Raw genomic sequence first — 22,575 nt, 5'->3', positions numbered from 1 at the left:
TTTTCCCCTCACGGTAAATAACGGGTTAAGGAATGCAGCCGGCGGGCCTTAAAGTTAGGGAATCCGGGAACCTGTTGCGCCGGATCAGGACAAGCCTATCGTTTTCAGGCAACGCGGATCCCGCTTCGCGTGACGACAACGCGGCAAGCAAGATTGTTTCTAGCCGTTGCTCTCGCGCTTGCCGTCGTCGAGCGGCATGACGTTGCTGCGGCCGGACATCGCCGACAGTGTGTCGAGCGCCTCCTCGCACCATTCCACCACGATGCGCTCGTGGCGCATCCCAAGCCGCAGGCTGAGCATCTTGCCGACGTCGGCCGGCGGCGCAGTGCCGTCGGGAAAGCGCTTGTTGAGCAGACGCTCATAGCGCTCATAGCGGTCGCGGTGATGCTCCAGCCGCGCCATCAGGTCGGTGCGCAGCGGCTCGATGTCGACGCAGTCGAGCGCATAGAGCCGGACCAGAAGATCGTCCTTGATCGAGGGCGGAACGCTCGGCCGCGCCGCCCAATGCTTCAGCGCCGCGCGGCCCTCGGCCGTCAGCGTGTAGACCAGCTTGTTGGGTTTGCCCGACTGCACCACCTCGCGGCCCTGGACGTGGCCCTTGTCGCGCAGCCGGGAGAGCTCCCGGTAGATCTGCTGATGGTCGGCCTTCCAGAAGAAGCCGATCGACGCGTCGAACGTCTTGGCGAGCTCATAGCCCGTCATCGGACGTTCCGTGAGGCAGGCGAGGATTGCGTCACCGAGTGCCAACGCCCACCTCCATCTCAGTTCCCGAGTTCGCCATTCTGAAGTTCGCTTGACTTTATGCATTACTGTGCATATGCGTCAATATGCATATGGTGATCGGCGTGCCGCCTTGTCGCGCGCGGCCGACGTTCAGGCTTCTTACAACCCCGCCGCAGGAGACGTCCGAATGAGCAAGCCGGGCCTCGAGAAGTGGTACGCCTACATGAAGTCCCACGACACCGCCGCTTTGTGGGATCTGCTGCATCCCGACGCGGTGTTCGAAAGTCCGGTCGTGCACACGCCGCAGCGCGGCCGCGACATCACCTTCAAATATCTGACCAGCGCCGCCAAGGTGCTCGGCGGCCCGACCTTCAAATATTTGGGCGAGTGGCGGAGCGACACCGGCGCGGTGCTCGAGTTCGAGAACGAGATCGACGGCATCAAGCTCAACGGCGTCGACATCATCACGTTCGACGGTGACGGCCGGATCACGCATTTCAAGGTGATGGTGCGTCCGCTCAAGGCGATCAACCTGCTGCATCGGATGATGGGCGAGGAGTTGATGAAGCAGAGCGGCGCAACGTCGCAATCGTAAAGCATGATCCGGACCCGAAGGGCCGCGTTAGCGCAAAGTGCGAAGCGGTTTTCCGAAAAGATCATGCTCAAACAAAGGGCTGAAGCGCGATAACGAACCGACCCAATCTCATCGCGCTTTAGTCTCGCTAGCACCTGCCGCGGACCTCCGGAAGCGGATAAGGTCCGTTCCAACAAACCCAAGGAAAAGCTGCGCAGCATCGGTCGCATATGCGGCCGCGAGCCAGCCGGGAGATCAGCATGCCGACCTACAAAGCCCCCGTCGAAGATGTCAGCTTCCTGCTCAACGACGTTTTCCAGATCGATCGCTACGGCAATCTTCCCGGCTTCACCGATGCGTCGGCCGATGTGCGCGAGGCGATCCTCGGCGAGGCCGCCAAGCTCAGCGAGGAAGTGCTGCAGCCGCTCAACCGCACCGGCGATCTCGAAGGCTGCAAGCGCAATGACGACGGCAGCGTCACCACGCCGAAGGGCTTCAAGGACGCCTACAAGCAGGTCGCCGAAGGCGGCTGGCTCGGCCTCTCGGCGCCGACCGAATTCGGCGGCCAGGGCCTGCCGGTGACGCTGTCGCAGGCGGTCAACGAATTCCAGATCTCCGCCAACATGGCGTTCTCGATGTATGGCGGCCTGACCATGGGTGCGACCGCGGCGCTCCTGGTGCACGGCACCCCCGAGCAGAAGAAAACCTATGTGCCGAAGATGGTCGCCGGCGAATGGACCGGCACCATGAACCTGACCGAGCCGCAATGCGGCACCGACCTCGGCCTGCTTCGCACCAAGGCGGTGCGTCAGTCGGACGGCAGCTTCAAGATCACGGGCACCAAGATCTTCATCTCCGCCGGTGAGCACGATCTCGCCGACAACATCATCCACCTCGTGCTGGCGCGTATCGAAGGCGCGCCGGCCGGCATCAAGGGCGTCTCGCTGTTCGTCGTTCCCAAGGTGCTGGTCAACGGCGACGGCTCGTTGGGTGCGCGCAACGGCGTCACCTGCGGCTCGATCGAGCACAAGATGGGCATCCACGGCAATTCCACCTGTGTGATGAACTACGACAACGCCACCGGCTGGCTGGTCGGCGAAGAGAACAAGGGCATGCAGGGCATGTTCGTGATGATGAACGAGGCCCGTCTCGGCGTCGCCGTGCAGGGCCTCGCCCAGTCCGAGGTCGCCTACCAGAACGCGGTCGCCTATGCGCGCGAGCGTCTGCAGGGCCGTTCGCTGACCGGCGTCAAGGCGGCCGACAAGCCGGCCGATCCGATCATCGTGCATCCCGACGTGCGCCGCACGCTGCTCACCATCCGCGCCTTCAACGAGGCGGCGCGCGCCATGGTGGTGTGGACCGCGCTGAAGAGCGACGTCGCGCACCGCTCCAATGATCCGAAGGACCGCCAGGCCGCGGACGATCACATGGGCCTGATGACGCCGGTGCTGAAGGGCGTCCTGACCGACACCGGGTTCGCCAACACCGTCTCGGCGCAGCAGATGTTCGGCGGCCACGGCTATATCGCCGAGCACGGCATGGAGCAGTTCGTGCGCGATGCGCGCATCGCGATGATCTATGAGGGCGCCAACGGCATCCAGGCGCTCGACCTGGTCGGCCGCAAGCTGCCGCGCGATGGCGGCCGCGCCGCGATGGCGTTCTTCGGCGAGGTCACGGCCTTCGCCAAGGAGCATGGCACTGAGGAGGCGATGAAGCCGTTCATCACCCCGCTCTCCACCGCGCTTGGCCATCTGCAGCAGGCCACCGGCTGGCTGATGCAGAACGCGCTGACCAAGCCCGACAATGCCGGCGCCGCCGCGACCGACTACATGAAATTGTTCGGCCTCGTCGCGCTCGGCTACATGTGGGCGAAGATGGCCAAGGTGGCGCAGGACAAGGCCGCCGCCGGCACGACGCCCTACCTCAACACCAAGCTCGTGACCGGCCGCTTCTTCATGGAGAGGCTGCTGCCGGAGACTGCCGTGCATCTGGCCCGGATCCAGACCGGCAGCGCCACCACGATGGAACTGGCCGCGGAAGCGTTCTGAATAATTGCCGCCGCACCCATGCGGCGGCGCTTCCTTCCGTATATATTATGATCCTCATATCAAGGAGGGCGTCATGCCTGAGGCATACATCTACGATCACGTTCGTACCCCGCGCGGCCGCGGCAAGGCCGACGGCGCGCTGCACGAGGTCACCGCGCTGGCGCTCGCCACGGTGCCGCTGCAGGCGCTCAAGGAGCGCAACAATCTGCCCGAGGATTTGGTCGACGACGTCGTGCTCGGCGTGGTCGATCCGGTCGGCGAGGCCGGCTCCGACATCGCGCGCTTTGCTGCGCTGAACGCCGGCCTCGGCGAGAAGGTGCCGGGCGTGCAGATCAGCCGTTTCTGCGCTTCCGGCCTCGATGCCGTGAACTTCGCCGCGGCCCAGATCATGAGCGGCCAGCATGAGCTCGTGATCGGCGGTGGCGCGGAATCGATGAGCCGCGTCGGCATCGGCGCCTCCGGCGGCGCCTGGCCGATGGATCCCTCGATGGCGGTTCCGGCCTATTTCATGCCGCAGGGCATCTCGGCCGATTTGATCGCGACCAAATACGGCTTCTCGCGCGATGACGTCGACGCCTATGCCGTGCAGAGCCAGCAGCGCGCGGCTAAGGCCTGGGACGAAGGCCGCTTCAACAAGTCGGTGGTGACGGTCAAGGACGTCAACGGCCTGACCATCCTTGCCAAGGACGAGCACATGCGTCCAACCACGACGATGCAGTCGCTGGCGCAGCTGCAGCCGTCATTCGCCGCGATGGCAGCGATGGCCGGCTTCGATGCGGTGGCGATCCAGTCGCATCCCGAGGTCGAGAAGGTCAACTACGTGCACCACGCCGGCAACTCCTCCGGCATCGTCGATGGCGCAGGCGCGGTGCTGCTCGGCAGCAAGGAGGCGGGCGCCAAGCACGGGTTGAAGCCGCGTGCGAAGATCCGCGCCTTCGCCAATATCGGCTCGGAGCCCGCGATGATGCTGACCGGCCCTGTCGACGTCACCGAAAAGCTGTTCGCGCGCTCCGGCATGAAGAAGTCGGACATCGATTTGTTCGAGCTCAACGAGGCGTTCGCCTCGGTGGTGCTGCGCTACATCCAGGCGTTCGACATCGACAATGCCAAGATCAACGTCAATGGCGGCGCGATCGCGCTCGGCCATCCGCTCGGTGCGACTGGCGCCATGATCCTCGGCACCGTGCTCGACGAGCTCGAGCGCACCAACAAGGAAACGGCGCTGGTCACGCTGTGTATCGGCGGCGGCATGGGCACCGCCACCATCATCGAGCGCGTGTAACCGAGAAGGCAGCGTCATCCTGAGGTGCGAGGGCGACAGCCCGAGCCTCGAAGGATGGGTAGATTCACCGGGTCATCCTTCGAGGGCCTCGCAAGAGCGAGGCCACCTCCAGCGACAAAGGCAAAGCCTTTGCGCGGGGATGACGGAGAGATTGGGAACCGCAACATGGCTTACAAGAATTTCAAGTTCGACGTCGACGCCGACGGCATTGCGCTCGTCACCTGGGACATCCCCGGCCGTTCGATGAACGTGTTCGACGAGGTCTCCACCCAAGAGATCGGCGAGATCATCAAGCAGACCACGACCGATGCCGCGATCAAGGGCGTCGTGATCACCTCGGCGAAGGAGGCGTTCTGCGCCGGCGCCGACCTCTCGATGCTCGAGGGCATGAACCGCAGCTACGCCCAGCTCTTCAAGGAGAAGGGCGAGGAAGCCGCGAACCAGATGCTGTTCGAGCAGAGCCGCCAGATGTCGCTGTCGTTCCGCGCGATCGAGACCTCGGGCAAGCCGTGGGTCGCGGCGATCAACGGCCTCGCGCTCGGCGGCGGCTTCGAGATTACGCTGGCCTGCCACTACCGCGTCGCGGCCGAGAACCCGAAGACCCGGCTCGGTCTGCCCGAGATCAAGGTCGGCCTGTTCCCCGGCGCCGGCGGCACCCAGCGCGTGCCGCGTCTCGTGCAGCCGGCGGATGCGATGCAATTGTTGCTCAAGGGCGAGGCGGTCAATCTCACCCGCGCCAAGGCGCTCAACCTGATCCACGCTGTGGTGCCGGCAGCCGATTTGATCAAGGCTGCCAAGGACTGGATCAAGGGCGGCGGCAAGGCCGTGGCGCCGTGGGACGAGAAGGGCTTCAAGCTGCCCGGCGGCCCCGTCTTCTCCAAGATGGGCATGCAGATGTTCCCGGCCGGCAACGCGATCTATCGCCGCGAGACCTACGACAATTATCCGGCCGCGCGCGCCATCATGAGCTGCGTCTATGAAGGCCTGCAGTTGCCGATCGACGCCGCACTACGGGTCGAGTCGCGCTACTTCACCAAGGTGCTGCGTTCGAAGGAAGCGGCGGCGATGATCCGCTCGCTGTTCCTGTCGATGCAGGAATTGAACAAGGGCGCGCGCCGCCCGGCCGGCGTGCCGCCGACCAAGGTCAAGAAGCTCGCCGTGATCGGCGCCGGCTTCATGGGCGCCAGCGTCGGCTATGTCTCGGCGCAGGCCGGCATCGACGTCGTGCTGGTCGATCGCGACCAGGAGAGCGCCGACAAGGGCAAGGGCCACGCCAAGACCGTGGTCGACGGGTTGATCGCCAAGGGCCGGATGAAGCAGGAGGCGGCCGACGCCATCCTAGCGCGGATCTCGGCGACATCAGACTACAACGTGATCTCGGACTGCGACCTCGTCATCGAGGCCGTGTTCGAGGACCGCAAGGTCAAGGCCGACACCTATGCCAGGGCACAGCCGCTGCTGAAGCCGGGTGCGATCTTCGCCTCCAACACCTCGACCCTGCCGATCAATTCGCTGGCCGAGGAGTTCAAGGACCAGGGCAAGTTCATCGGCATCCATTTCTTCTCGCCGGTCGAGAAGATGATGCTGGTCGAGATCATCCTCGGCAAGAACACCGGTGATGTCGCGCTGGCGACCGCGCTCGACTATGTCCGTGCGATCGGCAAGACGCCCATTGTGGTGAACGACAGCCGCGGCTTCTTCGCCAACCGCTGCGTGATGCGCTACATCTCCGAGGGCAACGAGATGCTGCTCGAAGGCGTGCCGCCGGCGATGATCGAGAACACCGCCAAGATGGCCGGCATGCCGGTCGGCCCGCTGTCGCTGCAGGACGAGGTCGCGCTCGATCTCGGCCTCAAGATCACCAAGGCGACCGAGGCCGATCTCGGCCCCAACGCGATCGACCAGGCGCAGAAGAAGCTGATGGTGGAGATGGTCGAGAAGCAGGGCCGCTTCGGCCGCAAAAACGGCAAGGGCTTCTACGACTATCCCGAGAAGGGCAAGGGTCAGAAGAGCCTGTGGCCGGGCTTGGCCAATCTGCAGCCGAAGCAGCTCGATCCCAATACGCTCAGCGTCGAGGAATTGAAGCAGCGCTTCCTGGTGGTGCAGGCGGTGGAGGCCGCGCGCACCGTCGAGGATCACGTCATCACCGACGTGCGCGAGGCGGATGTCGGCTCGATCCTCGGTTTCGGCTTCGCGCCGTTTACCGGCGGTGCGCTGTCCTACATCGACTTCATGGGCACCAAGAATTTCGTCGCGCTCTGCCACGCCTTCGAGAAGAAATACGGCTCGCGCTTCACACCGCCGAAGCTGCTCGAGGAGATGGCAGCCAAGGGCGAGACCTTCTACGGCCGCTTCCCGCCGAAGAAGCAGGCGGCCTAAGCGCCTCTCCACTCCCTCTCCCCGTTCTTACGGGGAGAGGGTTGGGGTGAGGGGCCGTCTCCGCATATTCGGTGATAGCTGTGTTCGCGGAGACTCCCCCTAACCCGGAACGCATCTGACGATGCGTCATAGCCGAAGCTCTGCTTCGGCGTTCTTGAGAACGGCCGCCAAAGGCGGCCTATGCCTCTCCCCGCCCGCGTGGCGAGGTGAAGCGGCTCCGGTCATCGATCCGACTTGATCCTGTTGCGTGACGGTCATGGCGGTCAAAGTCCCGCCACGCTTGTTCCCAACTGGCACCATGCTGCTGGCATCACTCTTGCTGGTTGATCGTCTAGGAGATCAGCAAGGCGACGATCAGGCTGGGGTGTCGTGCAATGCGTGTTGTGCTCAAGGATGGGGCTGCCGAAACTGCGGGCAAGCGTTCTTTCTCGCTCTCGCCGCCGCGACGCCTGAATCCGCTGCGCTTGCGCGGCAAGGGTCCGTCGTGGACCGGACTGGCGCTACTCGTTCTGGCCGTGGATCTTGTGCTCGCGGCCGCGGCGTGGAACGCCGTCGATTTCTTCCGCCACTGAGCCGTCATTGTCCGGCGACAGCAAGGCGCCGGCGAGATAGGCGATCTGGTTGAATGCGAGGCAGGCGACGACGATCGGGGCGCCGGTGGCAAATGCATAGCCATCGGACTGGAGCACGATTGCCGCGAGCACCGCGATCAGCGGCGACACCAGCATCAATGTCCAAACCCGAAAGTACAAACTGGTTGCCAGCCCGACGAGCGTGCTGGTCAATAAAAGCGTGGAGACGATCGTCACATTTTCAGACCAGTTGGAGCGGAGGGCGCGCCGCAGGTCATAGTCGGTCAGTTGGATCGCACGAACAAGGACGGCAACGCCCTCAGCCGGAAGTACGCCGACTTAGTCTTAACCGGTAGAATGCGGATTAAATTTGATTTGTTCCACCGCGCGTCGAAAGTTTGCACCGCTCATTTCTCCCTGAAGGCGCGGTGCACCTGGTCCGCCAGCGGCTTCATCAGATAGGACAGCACCGTGCGCTCGCTGGTCGGGATGAACACCTCGACCGGCATGCCCGGCAGCAGATGCGCGGTCGCGAGCTTGTTCAGCTCAGGTGGTGGAATCGCAATGCGGACAAGGAAATAGCTCGGGGCCGTCTTGTCGTCCCGCGACACGTCCGCGCCGATCCGGCTGACCTCGCCCTCGATCTCCGGCGTGGTGCGCTGGTTGAAATTGGTGAAGCGCAGCACCGCCGATGCGCCGAGCTTGACCTGATCGATATCCTGCGGCGCAACATGAGTTTCGACGATCAGATTGTCCTGGTCGGGCACGATGGTCATGATGGTTTCGCCGGCCGCGATCACGCCGCCCTGGGTGTGAATGGTGAGGTCGTGCACGACGCCGGCCTGCGGCGCGCGGATCTCGAGCTTCTCGGTCTGATCCTTTGCGGTGACCTGCTTCTCGATCGCATCGGCATATTTGGCTCTGACATCGGCGAGCTCCTTGGCAACGCCAGAGCGGAAATCCTGGTCGACCTGCAGGATCTTCAGCTCGGTTTCCGAGATCTTGCCCTTGGCCTGCGCGATCGACGCGGTGAGCTGGCCGCGCTCGCCGAGCAGCCGCGCGGAATCGCGCTGCAGCGTGGAGAGGCGCGACAGCGAAACCAGGCGCTGCTCCCAAAGCTGCTGCACGCCGGTCAGTTCGTTGGCGATCAGATCGGCTTCCTGCTTCTTGGCGCTCAGCTGGTCCTGCATGCCGCCGATCTGCTCCCTGAGCTGCGCGATCTGCTCCTGCAACTGCTGCTTCTGGCCCTCATTGGCGTCCTTGCGCAGCTGGAAGAACCGTTGCTCGCCCGAGACGACGGCCTGCGCCGCGGGATCGCTGAGCGTTGCCACGCTGTCGGGAAATGCGATCTCGGCCTCGCCGTCACGCTCGGCCTGCAGCCGCGCGCGGCGCGCCTCGAGCTCCCACAGGCTCTTGGTCACTGCGGTGAGATTGGCTTGCGCCACGGTCTCGTCCATCAGGATCAACAGATCGTCCCTGGCGACGCGGGCGCCGTCCTCGACCAAGAGCTTCTTGGCGACACCGCCGGAGGGGTGCTGCACCTTCTTGACGCTGGACTCGACCACCAGCGAACCCTGCGAGATGATCGCGCCCGACATCTTGGTGGCCGCGCCCATGATGCCGATGCTGGCGACGAGGATCGCTGCGGCCATTGCGACCGCGAGGATGTGATGATGGACCGATTGCCGGGCGCTAGGCATTTTGCCGTGGCTCCGCGTCCTTCTTGCGCTTGCGGCGCGATGGCGCTGGTTCTGGCTCGGCGGCCGCAGCCGGTGCGGGCTGCGTGGCCTTCGGCACCAGCAATGGCAGCACCGCCGCTGTCGTGCCGAACGCCTGCATGCGTCCCTCGTTCAGCACCAGCATGTGATCGACCGCCTGTAGCACCGCCGGCCGGTGCGCGATCACCACCACGATGCCGCCGCGGGCGCGGACCCGTGCGATGGCGTGGATCAGGGCGCGCTCACCCTCGGAATCCAGATTCGAGTTCGGCTCGTCGAGCACCACCAGGAACGGATCGCCATAGAGCGCGCGGGCCAGCGCAATGCGCTGCCGCTGGCCGCCCGACAGCATCAGGCCGCCGTCGCCGACCTCGGTCTCATAGCCGTCAGGCAACCGCAGGATCAACTCGTGCACGCCGGCCTCGCGCGCGGCGGCGAGCAATTTGATGGCGTCAGGGGCTGCGGCAAAGCGAGAGATGTTCTCGGCCACAGTGCCGCGGAACAATGCGACGTCCTGCGGCAGGTAGCCGATCGACGGGCCCAGCGCGAGCGGATCCCATTGCGCGAGCGTCGCACCGTCGATCCGGATCACGCCGCGCACCGGCGCGCCGATGCCGACCAGCGCGCGCGCCAGGGTCGACTTGCCGGAGCCGCTGGGGCCGACCACCGCGACCGCGTTGCCGGCGCGCAGCGCGAAGCTCACCTCGTGCAGCACCACGGCGTCGCTGGCCGGCGCGGTCAGGCTGATCGAGGTGACGCGAACCTCGTTCTTCGGCGCGGGCAAAGGCGTGAACGCCGACCGCGATGGCACCGCCGTCAGGGCTTCGGCAAGCCGGCCGACGCTGGCGCGGACCGCGATGAAGCTGCGCCAATTGGCGATCGCAAGCTCGATCGGCGCCAGCGCGCGGATCGAGAGAATGGTCGCGGCCAGCATCACGCCGGCGGTGGCCTGCTGGTTGATCACGAGCCAGGCGCCGAGCGCCAGCACGCTGGATTGCAGGATCATGCGCAGGAAGCGCGAGGCGCTGCCGAACGTGCCGGTCAGGTCGGAGGTCACGCGCTGCGCGTTGAGGTAGGCCTGGGTGCGGTCCGACCACAGCTCGGACATTCGCTGTTGCATGCCGAGCGCGTGCACGACCGGCGCGTGGTGGAACGCGGTCTCCGCCATCTGCCGCCGCGACGAGGCCAGCGCCACGAGCGAGCGCGTCGGCGCGCGCGTGAACAGCTCGGCCGCGACCGTGATCAGCGCCAGCGCGACCGCGCCGCCGGCCACCGCAAGGCCCATCAGCGGATGAAACAGCGTGCAGACCATGATGTAGAGCGGGGTCCATGGCAGGTCGAAGATCGCGACCAGACCGCTGCCGGCGATGAAGCCCCTGATGGTGTCGAGATCGCGCATGATCTGCAGGCCATCGCCGTTCGGGCGGCTGAGGGAAGCATGCTGCACGCTGTCGAACACCGCGCCGCGAATGGTCTCGTCGAAGATCTCGGCAATGCGTGCCAAGAGCCGGCTGCGCAGCACGTCGACGCCCGCCTGCACGACGAGTAGCACCAAGGCGATCACGAGCAGGCCGACCAGGGTTGCGATGCTGCGGCTCGGCAGCACGCGGTCATAGGTCTGCAGCATGAACACCGGTCCGACCAGCATCAGCAGATTGACGAGGCCGCTCGCCATCGCCACGGCGACCAGTGCGCCGCGCACGGCCGTGACTGCGTCCCGGATTTCAACCGGCAGTAAGGAGAAACGTTTGCCCTGACCGATCATCGCGCCCCGCGGATGTTCAAGCCTGTGATGCCCAATGGACATGGAGAGGGAGCTGCGGAAGCGCGGCGATCCCGCGCCTCCGCGGATTGGCGGCAATTTCAGAGGATGTGGGTGCCGTGCGCATCGAGGATGCCGTGACCATGTGTGAGCGGCGAGAGCAGATCATGCCCGACCGCGCCGAGATCGACCGGCGCGGAGACCGGCGCGCTCGCGGCGTGTCCGGAGGCGCTGCTGTCGCCGAGGAGACTGAGGTTCAGGCTGCCGAGCAGATTGCCGGCCAGTCCATCCGCGCCGACGCCGCCGAGATTCGGAATGTTGAGGCCGTGCGTGCCGGTGAGGGCGCCGAGATCGAGCAGATGCGGGCCGTTCTGGCCCGTTTCGATCGCGCTGATGTCGCCGCCAAGATTGAGCAGCCCGTTATCGAGGAGGCCGTGGCTAAGCTGGCCGACCAACCCAGTGACCGGGCTCAGCAGACCGCTGACGTCGGAGACGAGTGTGTCTGCCAGCCCTGAGACGGCATGGACGACGCCGGTGATATCGGCGCCGAGATGCGCGATCGTCTCGCCGAGATTGCCGGCAAGGAGCTGTCCCGGCACCTCAAGAACGTCGGCGACCAGATTGGTATGGCCGCCGCCGGTCCCGATCGTGGTGATGCTGCCGAGGTCGATCGCCTGGCCGAGATTTGTCACGCCATGAAGCACATCAGGCAGGGCGGTTGCCTGGGACAGGATGTCGGCTGAGGAATGGACCGTGCCCTGGGCTGCGGTATTGGCGGTATCCAGCACCGGATGCAGCGTTCCGCCTGATGGCGCGAGCGCCGTCGTATCCGATTCCACGGGCATTGCCGCGTTCAGCACACTACCGACGACAGGCAGGTCGCTCGTGTTCAGCAAGCTCCCGACCAACGGCAGGTCGGAAGCGGTCGCCGCGGCGGTGCCGTCGCCGAGCAGGGATGTCGTGTTTTCCAGCGCATTCGTCCCCGGCAACGGGTCGACCAGGCCGTGGGCCGGCTGGGCGGCCGCCGTATCGGCCGAACTGTCGTCAGGCAAAACCGATGTCACCGAAAGCGGAAGGTCGGTCAGTCCGCCGGTGGGATTTGCCAGCAGCGCCGTCGAGCCCGCCAGGACCTCGACCATCCGGTCGGCAGCGTTGCTGGATAGAGAGCTACTCATTGGCGCATCTCCCGCCGGGTGAGGCAGCAATCCGGCTACGCCCGATCGAGGGAATAGTTGCCGGACCCGGGCGCGGTGTTCGCGACATGGCGAAAGCACGCTTACGCGGAAGATGACAAACTGCTGAAAATTGGAGGTGACCTCGCCGCCGGCCGTGCGCGCAAAAGGGCCGGATCTCGATCCGGCCCTTTTCGTCTCATCCAGCAGGTTCGAAAGCTCAGGCCGCCTTCAGCAGGCCTTCCTTCTGCATCGCTTCCTGCACCTTCGGGCGCGCTGCGACGCGGGCCTTGTAGGCCGTCACGTTCGGCAGGCCGGAGAAGTCGAAGCCGAGCCGGTCTTGCGCCCACATCATCATGGTGAAGAGGTAGCCGTCGGCGACCGTGAACTGGTTGCCCATCAGGTACTCGCGTCCGGCGAGCTGGCTGTCGACATATTTGAACTTGCCCATGGCGCGGTCCTTGAAGAACGCCTTGGCGTCGTCGGCGAGCACCGGCGAGAACATCGGGCCGAGATTCTTGTGCAGTTCGGTCGTGATGTAGTTCAGCCATTCGAGCAGCTTGTAGCGCTCGTTGGAGTCCCTCGCGGGCGCCAGCTTCTTGTCGGCGACCTTGTCGGCGATCATCTGGATGATGATCGGCCCTTCGGTGACCATCTCGCCGGTATCCAGCGCCAGCGCGGGTACCTGGCCTTTGGGGTTCACGTGCAGGAAGTCGTCACCGTTTTCGAGTTTCTTGGCGCGCAGATCGACCTTGACCAGGTCGTAGGGCAGGCCGGCCTCGAGCAGGGCGATGTGGGGGGAGAGGGAGCAGGCACCAGGGGAGTAATAAAGCTTCATGGGGGTATTCCTTCCCTTGTTCTTGGCGTCCGGAGAGGGATTGCCTACATGCACCTGCATGGAATAGTCAAGATTGATGCAGATGCATTCAGTGCGGTACAGTCGGTGCCGGGACCTTATGGACTAGACGATGAAACGCAAGCTATCGAGCGAGGCGACGGCCGCCTGGATCCGCCTGATGCGGGTGCCGAGCCGGGTGCTGGACTGCGTCGAGCAGGATCTGAAGAAGGCCGGCTTTCCGCCGCTCGCCTGGTATGACGCCTTGCTCGAGCTGTCGCGCGCACCGTCCGGCGAGCTGCGCCCCGTCGAGCTCGAGCGCCAGATGCTGATCCCGCAATATTCGACCTCGCGGCTGATCGACAAGCTGGTCGACGAGGGGCTTGCCGCCCGGCGCGAATGCAAGATCGACAAGCGCGGCCAGTTCGTCGAGATCACCGAGGCCGGACGCGAGCTGCAGAAGAAGATGTGGAGCGCCTATTCGGCCGCGATCGACAAGCATGTCGGCTCGAAATTGTCCGACGCCGACGCCGAACGGCTGTGCGGTCTGCTCGACCGTCTCGGCTGTTCCTGCGGCGACGCCAAAAGCGATGCCAAGGGCGACACCAAGACCGATGCAAAGAGCGATACCAAGGCCGCGCCCGCGCGAGACGGCGTGTCCGCCCGATGATATTCCTGATCCCATCATCCGCGGCCGTTGCGGCCCACGGATGTCCCTGCCACCGCGCGCCTTCGATCGAAGCGCCCTTGAGTTGGATTTTCTATGGCGCGTGACCAGATCGACATGACGCCGCTGCAGTCGCGCGACGAACTCGTGGCGTGGATTGAAGCCGGCGTGAAGCCCGAGTCCGAATTCCGGATCGGCACCGAGCACGAGAAGACCCCGTTCACGCTCGAAGGCCGTCAGCCCGTGCCCTATGAGGGCGCGAAGGGCATCGGCGCCCTGCTCGAAGGCATGAAGCTCCTGCTCGGCTGGGAGCCGATCATGGAGTGCGGCAACATCATCGGGCTCTACGACGTCACCGGCGGCGGCGCGATTTCGCTCGAGCCGGGCGGGCAGTTCGAATTGTCGGGCGCGCCGGTCGAGACCGTGCACCAGACGCAATCGGAGCTGATGGCGCATCTGGCACAGGTGCGGGAGATCGCGACCCCGCTCGGCATCGGCTTCCTTGGTCTTGGCATGACGCCGTCCTGGTCGCGCGCGCAAATCCCCGTGATGCCCAAGGGGCGCTACAAGATCATGCGCAACTACATGCCGAAGGTCGGCAAATACGGCCTCGACATGATGTTCCGGACCTGCACGGTGCAGACCAATCTCGACTTCTCCTCCGAAGCCGACATGGTGAAGAAGCTGCGGGTGTCGCTGGCGTTGCAGCCGATCGCGACTGCTCTGTTCGCCAACTCGCCGTTCACCGAGGGCAAGCCGAACGGCTTCCTGTCGTTCCGCTCCGAGATCTGGCGCGACACCGACAATGCGCGCAGCGGCATGATCCCGTTCGCGTTCGAGGACGGCATGGGCTTCGAGCGGTATGTCGATTACGCGCTCGACGTTCCCATGTATTTCGTCAAGCGCGGCGAGGAATATATCGACGTCTCCGGCTCGTCGTTCCGCGATTTCTTCGCCGGCAAGAACAAGATCCTCCCCGGCGAGCGCCCGACTTTGTCGGACTGGGCCAATCATCTCTCGACGATCTTCCCCGAGGTGCGGCTGAAGCGTTACCTCGAAATGCGCGGCGCCGATGGCGTGCCGTGGGGCCGGCTTCCGGCGCTGCCGGCATTCTGGGTCGGGCTGCTCTATGACAATGACAGCCTCGATGCCGCCTGGGATATCGTCCGGCACTGGACCGCGCCGGAGCGCCAGGCGTTGCGCGATGACGTGCCGCGTTTCGGCTTCAAGGCGCGGATCAAGGATCGCTATCTGTTCGAGATCGCCAAGGAGTGCCTGGTCCTGTCGCATGCCGGATTGCGCCGGCGCGGCCGGATCGACCATCTCGGCCGCGACGAGAGCCGCTTCCTCGAACCGCTCGAGCGCATCATCGAGACCGGCCGCTCGCCGGCGGAAGAGATGCTGGAGAAGTTCAACGGGCCCTGGAAGGGCTCGGTGGAACCGGCCTATCAGGAGTACGCCTTCTAATCCCGGCCCGGGCCCCGAACGCGTGCGGACGGCGGTGTTGTCGCACCTGCCGCTGCCTCGCCGTTCATCAGCCGTACAGGTTCATGGCGTTCAAATGACGCCCCGCGGGATACGCGGGGCTGTGCGAATTTGAAAGCAATCTCATGGGGATAGGCCGCCTCTTTAGGGCGTGTGTGGTGATGTTCGCGGCCTTGTCGGCCGTTGCCGTCACGCGCCCGGCATTGGCGCAAACCAATTTCGACCGTCCCGGCGGCGACTATCTGAACGCGCCGGTGACGACGGGCGATCCCGCCGATTGCGCGCTGACCTGCGAGCGCGACCGCCGCTGCCGCGCCTGGAGCTTCAACTATCCGACCGATGCCAACAACGGCGCAGTGTGCTGGCTGAAGAACACCGTGCCGCTGCGGGTGCAGGACAATTGCTGCGTCTCCGGGGTGCGTGGCGCGGGCGTGGTCGAGCCGCGCAGCGGCGCCATCGAGACCTCGATCGATCGCCTCGGCGGCGACTACAAGAATTTCGAATTGAAGAGCAGCGACGGCGACGAGGCCTGCCAGGCCGCCTGCACCGCCGACAACAAGTGCCGCGCCTGGACCTACGCCCGCCCCGGCTATGCCGGCCGCGACGCGCGTTGCTTCCTGAAGAAAGAGATCAAGCCGCCGCGCCGGAAGGCGGGGTTCACGTCGGGCGTGGTGCGGTAGCCAGGCATCTCTCCGCATGCACCGCTTCACCTCTCCCCTTGTGGGAGAGGTCGGATTGCATCGCCAGATGCAATCCGGGTGAGGGGTTGCGGTCTCTCGGCGAGTCGAAATCCCTCGATAGACCGCGACCCTCACCCGGACCGCATTGCGCTTCGCTTCATGCGTTCCGGCCTCTCCCACAAGGGGAGAGGCCGCATTTCGTATGCGGATGCAGCCCGGATTCACTCTGCCGCCAGCACCGTGATCTCCGGCCACAGTGCCTTCCACCGCTTAGCCTTCGTCGCATAATTCGCCGCGGAAAAATTCGCGGTCCAGTTCGGCCGCACGATCATGCCGGCGACATCGTCAAAGCCGCTTGGCGCGTACACGTCGTAGCCGCCAGCGCTGCGGCGGATACCGACCTGCACGTTCGCGCTGAGGAAACGATCGATGCCGTCGGTCGAACATGACAGCGCAGGGTAGGGCACGCCGTGCTTGCCCGGATACCAGAGATGGACGCGGGCCTGGTTGCGGACCTCGATCGCGACGCCGAGATGGCCGAGCCGCGCGGTGAGCTCGCGGATGACCGCGTCCTCGGCCTCCCACGACGTGTCGGAATCGAAATAGAAGACGTCGTAGTCGTTGATGCCGTGATCGAACGGCCGCTTCGTCAGCACATTCCACACGCTCTGCACCAGGCAGCCGGCCACCAGCCAGGCGTCGGGCAAACCGAGGCGGTCAAGCTCGTCCGTGATCGCTGGATTGACCGGGTTGCGCAGTGCCGCGGTGAGGAATTCGTCAGAGGTCATCGAGATGCCGTAGGATGGGTGGAGCGAAGCGATACCCATCATCTTGATTGTGCATGAGACCACAACGATGGGTATCGCTGCGCTCCACCCATCCTACGGACTACTGCTCGTCATAATCCCTGACCGCTTTCTTCGAGGCCAGCGTGCGCCAGTGCCGGCGCAGCAGCGGCTCGACGGTTGCGCGCTTGGCCTTCGACAGGCGGATCAGCACGGTCGGATAATCCCGATAGTGATCGGTGAAATAGAAAGTCTTCGGCTGGCTCTCGACCAGCATGTCGCGCTCGTCGGGCGGCACGCCCGGCATCACCAGGCTGTCACCGTCCTCCTTGAGCCGCACCAGCATCTTCTTGCGCACCTTCAGCGCCGGTGTGCCGTAGGACGAGCCGTCCTCGACCTCCGGCCACGCCAGCACCAGGGTCCTGACGTCGTCGAAGGTCACGTCGGCAAGCTCACTGCACCGAGGTGAAGAAGCGCGCGAGGCGGAAGCCGGAGAGCCAGGTCCAGACCGGCTGGCTGCGGATGCCCATGTCCCAGGAGCCGACCACCGCGTCGGCGCGGCCGATCAGATTGTCGATCGGCAGCAGGCCGACGCCACCGTCGCGCACCGGCACGCGGCTGTCGGCGGAATTGTCCCTGTTATCGCCGAGCACGAACAGCTGGCCCGCCGGCACCGTCACCTCGGGCGTGTTGTCGAGCCGGCCGTTGTCGCGGATCTTGAAGATCGCATGGCTGACGCCGTTCGGCAGCGTCTCGATATAGCGATTGGCATCCTCGCCGCCGCCGCGATCGTCCTCGGCAAAGCCGGTGCCGTCGGGCTTCAGCGCCGCCGGATGGTCGTTGATGAAGAGCTGGCCCTGCCGCATCTGGATGCGATCGCCGGGCAGCCCGACCACGCGCTTGACCCAGGCCTGCGAGCGATCGCCCGGCCAGCGGAACACGACGACGTCGCCGCGCTTCGGCGTCTCGCCGAACACCCGGCCGGTTTCCGGCAGCGTGATCTGGATCGGCAGCGACGCCGCGCCGTAGCCATAGGGAAATTTCGAGGCGACCAACGCATCGCCGATCAGCAGCGTCGGCTCCATCGAGCCCGACGGCACGTAGAACGGCTCGGCGATCGCGCCCTTGGCGAGGAACACGACGGCCACGATCGCGGCCAGTTGCACGGCCTGTCCGCGCCAGCTGGTCGGCTTCGCCGCCACGACTTCGTTTCCGCTGCTCACTAGCCCGTTCCTCCGACCGTAATCCGTTCCATCCTGAGCGTCGGCTGGCCGACGCCGACCGGCACACCCTGGCCGTTCTTGCCGCAAGTGCCGATTCCCGTATCCAGCGCAAGATCGTTGCCGATCATGGTGATCCTGTGGAGATCGGTCGGCCCATTGCCGATCAGCATCGCACCCTTCAGCGGCGCACCGAGCTTGCCGTTCTCGATCTTGTAGGCCTCGGTGCACTGGAACACGTATTTGCCCGAGGTGATGTCGACCTGGCCGCCGCCGAAATTGGCGGCATACATGCCGTTCTTCACCGAAGCGATGATCTCGGCCGGATCGCGGTCGCCGGAGAGCATGTAGGTGTTGGTCATGCGCGGCATCGGCACATGGGCATAGCTCTGCCGCCGTCCGTTGCCGGTCGGCTTCATGCCCATCAGCCGGGCATTCTGGCGGTCCTGCATGTAGCCGACCAGGATGCCGTCCTCGATCAGCACGGTGCGGTTGGTCGGCGTGCCCTCGTCGTCGATCGAGAGCGAGCCACGGCGCGAGGCCATGGTGCCGTCGTCGACCACGGTGACGCCCTTGGCCGCGACCTGCTGGCCCATCAGGCCGGCGAATGCGGAGGTCTGCTTGCGGTTGAAGTCGCCCTCGAGCCCATGGCCGACGGCTTCATGCAGCATCACGCCAGGCCAGCCGGCGCCGAGCACCACGTCCATCTCACCGGCGGGCGCCGGCACCGATTCGAGATTGACCAGCGCCTCGCGCAGCGCGCCGTCGGCGGCGTCGCGCCAGGCCTTGGTCTCGATGAAGCGCGCATAGCCCTCGCGGCCGCCATAGCCCTTGCTGCCGCTCTCCTGCCGGTCGCCTTGACCTGCGACCACGGAAATATTGACGCGCACCAGCGGGCGAATGTCGCGATAGCTCTCGCCGTCGGGCCGCAGGATCTCCACCACTTGCCAGGTTGCGGTGAGGCTGGCCGAGACCTGCCGCACCCGGGGGTCCTTGTCCCTGACATAGGCGTCGATCTCGCCGAGCAGTTTTACCTTGGCCTCGAACGCGGGTCCGTCCAGCGGATTCTCGTCGCCATAGAGTCTGACATTGGTGTGGGCGGGCGCCGCAGCGAACGTGCCGGCATAGCCGCCGCGCACCGCAGCGACCGCGTCCGCGGCGCGGATCAGCGCCGGGATCGAGACGTCGGAGGAATGCGCATAGCCGACCGCGTCGTCCTTGACGGCGCGCAGGCCAAAGCCCTGCGAGGTGTCATAGGTCGCCTGCTTGAGCCGGCCGTTGTCGAACACCAGCGCCTCGGTCTGCCCGAACTCCAGGAACAGCTCGCCGTCATCGGCACCTTCAAGGCCGCGGGCCACCTCGCGGCGGACGGCATCGCGGTCCAGATTGGCGCGGTCGAGCAGGGAGGTCGTGGCGGGATTGGTCATGGTCACTCCGACGCAGTGCGATGTCTTGCCGATGTCTTGGCGATTCCTTGGGCGATTCCTCGTCATCCTTGCCTGAAGCGCAGCTGATTGCCAGTGCGGAACCCGGACGCAGGGATTCCGGCGATTGAAGCAGAGACGAGCGGAAAACTCATCTTACAACCCGGAAACCTGTGCCGGTCCCGGTTCGAGGCCCGGACGGCGATTGCCAAACATAGTGTTTGGGGTGGCAAACCGGGAGTGCCTGCGACAGTGACATCGGTCACGGCAGCCCCTCGGGATCCTCACCTTGTCGTCATCAGCCGCCGCGCCGGCCGGCCTTCCGTGGCTGGCTCTCCGGCCCGGCTGCATCGCCAGGCTGCGACGGTGGCTGCGCGCCCTTGCCGGCCGCGCCCTGCGCCGAGGTCGGAAAACCGTGCTCCTGCGCCCACCGGTAGAGCTCGTCGAACACCGGAGCGAGCGCCTTGGCAGACGGCGTCATCTCGTACTCAACCCGGGGCGGCACCTCGGGATAGACCGTGCGCTTGACCAGGCCATTGGCCTCGAGATCGCGCAATTGCGTGGTCAGCATGTGCTGGGTGACGCCGGGGATGGCCTGCCGCAGCTCGCCGAATCGCCGCTTGCGGTCGATCAGTTGCCAGAGGATGTCGCCTTTCCATTTCCCGGCCAGCACCGCGAGCGCGCGATGAAATTGCGCCAGCATGTCGCCGTCGCACGGCTCGGACGCCGCCGGAGGTGCTGCAGGCTCAATAGTCTGTTTTTTCATACTACCTCACAAAAATGATCCTACTTGTTCTTTTCATCTTACTCCCGAATTTAGCCCATCGAAAGTTGCGGGCCTGCCGCCGATCGGTCAGGTGGCCGCGCGGTCCGGTCGATTCGAACAATTGGGGAGTCATCCATGTCAGTTGCTGTTGCCGCGGCGCCGTCGCGCTGGAAATCCGTCAGTCTCTGGGTCGTCAGGGGACTGCTCGCTTTGGCCTTCGCCGCCGCGGGCGCCGCCAAGTTCTACGGCGTGCCGATGCTGGTCGAGGAATTCGAGCATATCGGGCTCGGCCAGTGGTTCCGCTACTTCACCGGATCGCTGGAGCTCATCGGCGCGGTCCTGATCCTGCTGCCGCCGGTCGCAGCGTTCGGCGGCGTGCTGCTGAGCTGCATCATGGTCGGTGCGACCATCAGCCATCTGTTCGTGATCGGCGGCTCGCCGGTCCCGGCGCTCGTGCTGCTGACGCTGAGCGCGATCGTCGCCTACGCCAAGCGCAGCCAGTTCGCGCTGCTCGCGACGGCGCCGTGAGGTCGCCGCGATGCGCCCCTCTCGCCGCATCCTGACGCTCGCTGTGGGGTTAGTGCTCGCATTTGCGGTGCCGTTCGCCGTGACCTTGCTGCTCACCGGCTCGGTCGCGGCGGTCTCCAAACCGGAGCCCAAAAACCTCGGCTCACAGCAGTCCGAGCCGCGCGTGCACCATGTGGTGCTGCCGATCAACAGCGACGACCCGACCACGATGCGGGCGCTGATCTCGACCGCGCTCAACCTCCCGAAATATTACCGTGAGCGCAACGAGCCGTTCGAGATCGAGGTCGTCGCCTACAATGCCGGGGTCCACATGCTGCGCGCCGATACCTCGCCGGTGAAGGATCTGCTGCGGGTGGTGCGCGGGCTGACGCCCGACATCCGCTTCGTGGTCTGCGAGGCCACCAAGCTCGGCATGGAGCGTGCCGAGGGCCATCCGCTGGTCCTGCTCGACAATGTCGACCTGGTGCCGAACGGGCCCGGGCGCATCATCGAATTGCAGGAAGCCGGCTGGTCCTACATCCGGTCGTGAGCGATGCAGCCATCAAGCCAAGCGGAGAACTGATCATGACTGTTGTTCGCGTGCCCACACGCCGCGCCGTCGTCGCCGGCATGATCGGCGCGGGCGCCGCGCTCGCGATGCCGGCGCGCGCCGCGTCGGGACCGCCGCAATTCGGCACCATCCGGCACCAGTTCACGTTAGTTCAAGGTGCTTATCCAGTGCCGCCGGTGGCGATCCCGGCGCTGGCTGGCGGCGCGCTCGATCTCGCCGCGTTCAAGGGCCGGCTGGTGCTGGTGAACTTCTGGGCCACCTGGTGCGCGGCGTGCCGGACCGAGCTGCCGATGCTGGATCGCCTCGCCGCCAGCGGCCGCAGCGACCTTGTGGTCATCGCTGTCAGCACCGACCGCAACCGTGCGCTGGTGCCGCCCTACGTCAAGCAGCTCAAGCTGCGTCACCTGACGATCGGCTTCGATCCCGGTGGTCTCGTCTCGCGCGTCGACGCTGCCGAGGTCGAGACGCCATTCGCGCTGTACGGCATGCCGATCTCGTTCCTGATCGGCGTGAGCGGAAAGGTCGAGGGATACATGACGGGTGAGGCGGACTGGTTGTCCGCCGATGCGAGCGGCTTGTTCGATTATTATGCGGGCGGAGGCCGGTAAGCCGGCCTGATGTAGCCCGGATGAAGCGAAGCGAAATCCGGGAAAAACTGGCCGGCGTTGATGCCGGTCCCGGATTGCACTGCGCTTCATCCGGACTACGGCACTTCCGGTGCTGCCCTAGTTCACCTAGGGCAATTTGTCATAGCCCTCCGCCAGGCCGTTCAGGCTGAGCGGAAAGCCGATGCCCTCTTCCGGGGTCTCGAAGATGATGAAGGTCGCGGTCTTGGCGTTCTTGAGCTGGCCGAGCAGCTTGTCGTCCATCACGACCTCGGCGACGCAGCCATTGGGCAGGCATCTGACAAAGCCGGCGCGGCCGACGTCCTGATTGTCGAGTTTCAGGCCGAGGCCGGAGGGCAGCAGCACGCCGAGCGGGGCGACCACGCGCATCAGGCGGCTCTTCTGGTCGGCGGTCTTCAGCACGATCACGGTCAGGCCGGCATTGGAGCGGTCTTCGGCTACCACGCTCTGGATCAGTGCGCATTGCTCGGCCTGGGCGCCGGGCGGGGTGTCGCAGCGGATCTGCCAGTCGCCATGGACCGAACGCACCGCGCCTTGCGCGTTCGCTGTCTGGGTGAGGCCGAGAGAAGAGGCCAGAATCACGAGGCCGCCGAGCCAGCAGGCCATCGTCAAACGAATGTTCGAAGCGCCCATCCGGGTCGATCCTTTGATGTTCGGTCGGACCGGCCGTCCGCCCGGCCGCCGCTAGCACGCCCGATCAGGATGCGCCCTCAAAAATCGCATCGTGATCTCATCTCTTTGTTTGAGCATGATCTTTTCGGAAACCGGCTGTCCCTGTT

At 65.3% G+C, this 22,575-nt stretch carries 22 protein-coding genes; 10 read left to right on the top strand and 12 right to left on the bottom strand.

Features of this window, described 5'->3' with window-relative positions:
* Positions 1–159 precede the first annotated feature (159 nt).
* The gene (locus tag AKN84_RS19260) at positions 160–747 is read right to left on the bottom strand and encodes a PadR family transcriptional regulator (RefSeq protein ID WP_050422233.1); all 588 of its coding nucleotides are present in this window, start codon (positions 745–747) and stop codon (positions 160–162) included.
* Between the two features lie 163 nt (positions 748–910).
* On the opposite strand from AKN84_RS19260, the gene AKN84_RS19255 reads away from it, so the two are divergent.
* From AKN84_RS19255 to AKN84_RS19240, 4 genes are all read left to right on the top strand, one after another.
* Entirely contained in the window at positions 911–1,318 is a 408-nt protein-coding gene (locus AKN84_RS19255) for a nuclear transport factor 2 family protein (RefSeq protein ID WP_050422232.1), read from the top strand.
* A 239-nt stretch (positions 1,319–1,557) separates the two neighbouring features.
* A complete protein-coding gene (locus tag AKN84_RS19250) occupies positions 1,558–3,345 on the top strand; it encodes an acyl-CoA dehydrogenase C-terminal domain-containing protein (RefSeq protein ID WP_050422250.1) in 1,788 nt (595 codons plus the stop codon).
* Between the two features lie 73 nt (positions 3,346–3,418).
* Positions 3,419–4,627 carry an acetyl-CoA C-acetyltransferase gene (locus AKN84_RS19245; protein ID WP_050422231.1) on the top strand — a complete coding sequence of 403 codons (1,209 nt, stop codon included), beginning with the start codon at positions 3,419–3,421 and terminating at the stop codon, positions 4,625–4,627.
* A gap of 165 nt (positions 4,628–4,792) precedes the next feature.
* Positions 4,793–7,006 (top strand): FAD-dependent oxidoreductase, encoded by a 2,214-nt coding sequence (locus AKN84_RS19240; protein WP_050422230.1) that lies wholly within the window; start codon positions 4,793–4,795, stop codon positions 7,004–7,006.
* 500 nt (positions 7,007–7,506) lie between these two features.
* On the opposite strand, the gene AKN84_RS19235 is transcribed toward AKN84_RS19240, so the two are convergent.
* From AKN84_RS19235 to gstA, 5 genes are all read right to left on the bottom strand, one after another.
* A complete protein-coding gene (locus AKN84_RS19235; protein ID WP_050422229.1) occupies positions 7,507–7,734 on the bottom strand; it encodes a hypothetical protein in 228 nt (75 codons plus the stop codon).
* A gap of 251 nt (positions 7,735–7,985) precedes the next feature.
* Positions 7,986–9,278, bottom strand: coding sequence for an HlyD family type I secretion periplasmic adaptor subunit (locus tag AKN84_RS19230; RefSeq protein WP_050422228.1), 1,293 nt, complete (start codon positions 9,276–9,278; stop codon positions 7,986–7,988).
* A complete protein-coding gene (locus AKN84_RS19225; protein WP_050422227.1) occupies positions 9,271–11,061 on the bottom strand; it encodes a type I secretion system permease/ATPase in 1,791 nt (596 codons plus the stop codon). Before AKN84_RS19225 ends, AKN84_RS19230 begins: the two co-directional genes overlap by 8 nt.
* A gap of 98 nt (positions 11,062–11,159) precedes the next feature.
* Positions 11,160–12,233, bottom strand: a complete 1,074-nt coding sequence (locus AKN84_RS19220; RefSeq protein ID WP_128970991.1) for a hypothetical protein — start codon at positions 12,231–12,233, stop codon at positions 11,160–11,162.
* Positions 12,234–12,450: 217 nt separating this feature from the next.
* Positions 12,451–13,068 (bottom strand): glutathione transferase GstA, encoded by a 618-nt coding sequence (gene gstA / locus AKN84_RS19215; RefSeq protein ID WP_050422225.1) that lies wholly within the window; start codon positions 13,066–13,068, stop codon positions 12,451–12,453.
* 130 nt (positions 13,069–13,198) lie between these two features.
* Here gstA and AKN84_RS19210 point away from each other — a divergent pair, with 130 nt between their 5' ends.
* The 3 genes from AKN84_RS19210 (at position 13,199) to AKN84_RS19200 (ending at position 15,897) form a co-directional block, all read left to right on the top strand.
* A complete protein-coding gene (locus AKN84_RS19210; RefSeq protein WP_050422224.1) occupies positions 13,199–13,735 on the top strand; it encodes a MarR family winged helix-turn-helix transcriptional regulator in 537 nt (178 codons plus the stop codon).
* Between the two features lie 93 nt (positions 13,736–13,828).
* Entirely contained in the window at positions 13,829–15,199 is a 1,371-nt protein-coding gene (locus tag AKN84_RS19205; protein ID WP_050422223.1) for a glutamate--cysteine ligase, read from the top strand.
* A 143-nt stretch (positions 15,200–15,342) separates the two neighbouring features.
* A complete protein-coding gene (locus tag AKN84_RS19200; RefSeq protein WP_050422222.1) occupies positions 15,343–15,897 on the top strand; it encodes a PAN domain-containing protein in 555 nt (184 codons plus the stop codon).
* 221 nt (positions 15,898–16,118) lie between these two features.
* On the opposite strand, the gene AKN84_RS19195 is transcribed toward AKN84_RS19200, so the two are convergent.
* The 5 genes from AKN84_RS19195 to AKN84_RS19175 form a co-directional block, all read right to left on the bottom strand.
* Positions 16,119–16,685: a nucleotidyltransferase family protein gene (locus AKN84_RS19195; RefSeq protein WP_050422249.1), complete on the bottom strand. Its 567-nt coding sequence runs from the start codon at positions 16,683–16,685 to the stop codon at positions 16,119–16,121.
* Positions 16,686–16,785: 100 nt separating this feature from the next.
* Positions 16,786–17,124: an MmcQ/YjbR family DNA-binding protein gene (locus tag AKN84_RS19190; protein ID WP_050422221.1), complete on the bottom strand. Its 339-nt coding sequence runs from the start codon at positions 17,122–17,124 to the stop codon at positions 16,786–16,788.
* A 10-nt stretch (positions 17,125–17,134) separates the two neighbouring features.
* Entirely contained in the window at positions 17,135–17,905 is a 771-nt protein-coding gene (lepB, locus tag AKN84_RS19185; RefSeq protein ID WP_050422220.1) for a signal peptidase I, read from the bottom strand.
* Positions 17,905–19,329, bottom strand: coding sequence for a metalloprotease TldD (tldD, locus tag AKN84_RS19180; RefSeq protein ID WP_050422219.1), 1,425 nt, complete (start codon positions 19,327–19,329; stop codon positions 17,905–17,907). The genes lepB and tldD overlap by 1 nt, the downstream gene beginning before the upstream one ends.
* 295 nt (positions 19,330–19,624) lie before the next feature.
* On the bottom strand, positions 19,625–20,092 hold the full coding sequence (locus AKN84_RS19175) for a winged helix-turn-helix transcriptional regulator (protein WP_050422218.1): 468 nt from the start codon (positions 20,090–20,092) through the stop codon (positions 19,625–19,627).
* A gap of 135 nt (positions 20,093–20,227) precedes the next feature.
* Here AKN84_RS19175 and AKN84_RS19170 point away from each other — a divergent pair, with 135 nt between their 5' ends.
* From AKN84_RS19170 to AKN84_RS19160, 3 genes are read left to right on the top strand one after another with little or no spacing between them, the layout of a single operon-like run.
* Complete coding sequence (locus tag AKN84_RS19170) at positions 20,228–20,620, top strand: DoxX family protein (protein ID WP_050422217.1); 393 nt, start codon at positions 20,228–20,230, stop codon at positions 20,618–20,620.
* Between the two features lie 10 nt (positions 20,621–20,630).
* Entirely contained in the window at positions 20,631–21,149 is a 519-nt protein-coding gene (locus tag AKN84_RS19165) for a DsrE family protein (RefSeq protein ID WP_050422216.1), read from the top strand.
* Positions 21,150–21,184: 35 nt separating this feature from the next.
* Positions 21,185–21,778, top strand: coding sequence for a TlpA family protein disulfide reductase (locus AKN84_RS19160; RefSeq protein ID WP_050422248.1), 594 nt, complete (start codon positions 21,185–21,187; stop codon positions 21,776–21,778).
* A gap of 126 nt (positions 21,779–21,904) precedes the next feature.
* On the opposite strand, the gene AKN84_RS19155 is transcribed toward AKN84_RS19160, so the two are convergent.
* Positions 21,905–22,402 carry an invasion associated locus B family protein gene (locus tag AKN84_RS19155; protein ID WP_050422247.1) on the bottom strand — a complete coding sequence of 166 codons (498 nt, stop codon included), beginning with the start codon at positions 22,400–22,402 and terminating at the stop codon, positions 21,905–21,907.
* Between the last annotated feature and the right edge of the window lie 173 nt (positions 22,403–22,575).

This window comes from Bradyrhizobium tropiciagri, assembly GCF_001189845.1.
Classification (GTDB): domain Bacteria; phylum Pseudomonadota; class Alphaproteobacteria; order Rhizobiales; family Xanthobacteraceae; genus Bradyrhizobium; species Bradyrhizobium tropiciagri.
This window is presented reverse-complemented; position numbering and strand designations above follow the sequence as displayed.

Coding starts and splice junctions, on each gene's coding strand:
- AKN84_RS19255 (WP_050422232.1), top strand. CDS start 911: ATGAGCAAGCCGGGCCTCGAGAAGTGGTACGCCTACATGAAGTCCCAC.
- AKN84_RS19250 (WP_050422250.1), top strand. CDS start 1,558: ATGCCGACCTACAAAGCCCCCGTCGAAGATGTCAGCTTCCTGCTCAAC.
- AKN84_RS19245 (WP_050422231.1), top strand. CDS start 3,419: ATGCCTGAGGCATACATCTACGATCACGTTCGTACCCCGCGCGGCCGC.
- AKN84_RS19240 (WP_050422230.1), top strand. CDS start 4,793: ATGGCTTACAAGAATTTCAAGTTCGACGTCGACGCCGACGGCATTGCG.
- AKN84_RS19235 (WP_050422229.1), bottom strand. CDS start 7,734: ATGCTGGTGTCGCCGCTGATCGCGGTGCTCGCGGCAATCGTGCTCCAG.
- AKN84_RS19230 (WP_050422228.1), bottom strand. CDS start 9,278: ATGCCTAGCGCCCGGCAATCGGTCCATCATCACATCCTCGCGGTCGCA.
- AKN84_RS19225 (WP_050422227.1), bottom strand. CDS start 11,061: ATGATCGGTCAGGGCAAACGTTTCTCCTTACTGCCGGTTGAAATCCGG.
- AKN84_RS19220 (WP_128970991.1), bottom strand. CDS start 12,233: ATGAGTAGCTCTCTATCCAGCAACGCTGCCGACCGGATGGTCGAGGTC.
- gstA (WP_050422225.1), bottom strand. CDS start 13,068: ATGAAGCTTTATTACTCCCCTGGTGCCTGCTCCCTCTCCCCCCACATC.
- AKN84_RS19210 (WP_050422224.1), top strand. CDS start 13,199: ATGAAACGCAAGCTATCGAGCGAGGCGACGGCCGCCTGGATCCGCCTG.
- AKN84_RS19205 (WP_050422223.1), top strand. CDS start 13,829: ATGGCGCGTGACCAGATCGACATGACGCCGCTGCAGTCGCGCGACGAA.
- AKN84_RS19200 (WP_050422222.1), top strand. CDS start 15,343: ATGGGGATAGGCCGCCTCTTTAGGGCGTGTGTGGTGATGTTCGCGGCC.
- AKN84_RS19195 (WP_050422249.1), bottom strand. CDS start 16,685: ATGACCTCTGACGAATTCCTCACCGCGGCACTGCGCAACCCGGTCAAT.
- tldD (WP_050422219.1), bottom strand. CDS start 19,329: ATGACCAATCCCGCCACGACCTCCCTGCTCGACCGCGCCAATCTGGAC.
- AKN84_RS19175 (WP_050422218.1), bottom strand. CDS start 20,092: ATGAAAAAACAGACTATTGAGCCTGCAGCACCTCCGGCGGCGTCCGAG.
- AKN84_RS19170 (WP_050422217.1), top strand. CDS start 20,228: ATGTCAGTTGCTGTTGCCGCGGCGCCGTCGCGCTGGAAATCCGTCAGT.
- AKN84_RS19165 (WP_050422216.1), top strand. CDS start 20,631: ATGCGCCCCTCTCGCCGCATCCTGACGCTCGCTGTGGGGTTAGTGCTC.
- AKN84_RS19160 (WP_050422248.1), top strand. CDS start 21,185: ATGACTGTTGTTCGCGTGCCCACACGCCGCGCCGTCGTCGCCGGCATG.
- AKN84_RS19155 (WP_050422247.1), bottom strand. CDS start 22,402: ATGGCCTGCTGGCTCGGCGGCCTCGTGATTCTGGCCTCTTCTCTCGGC.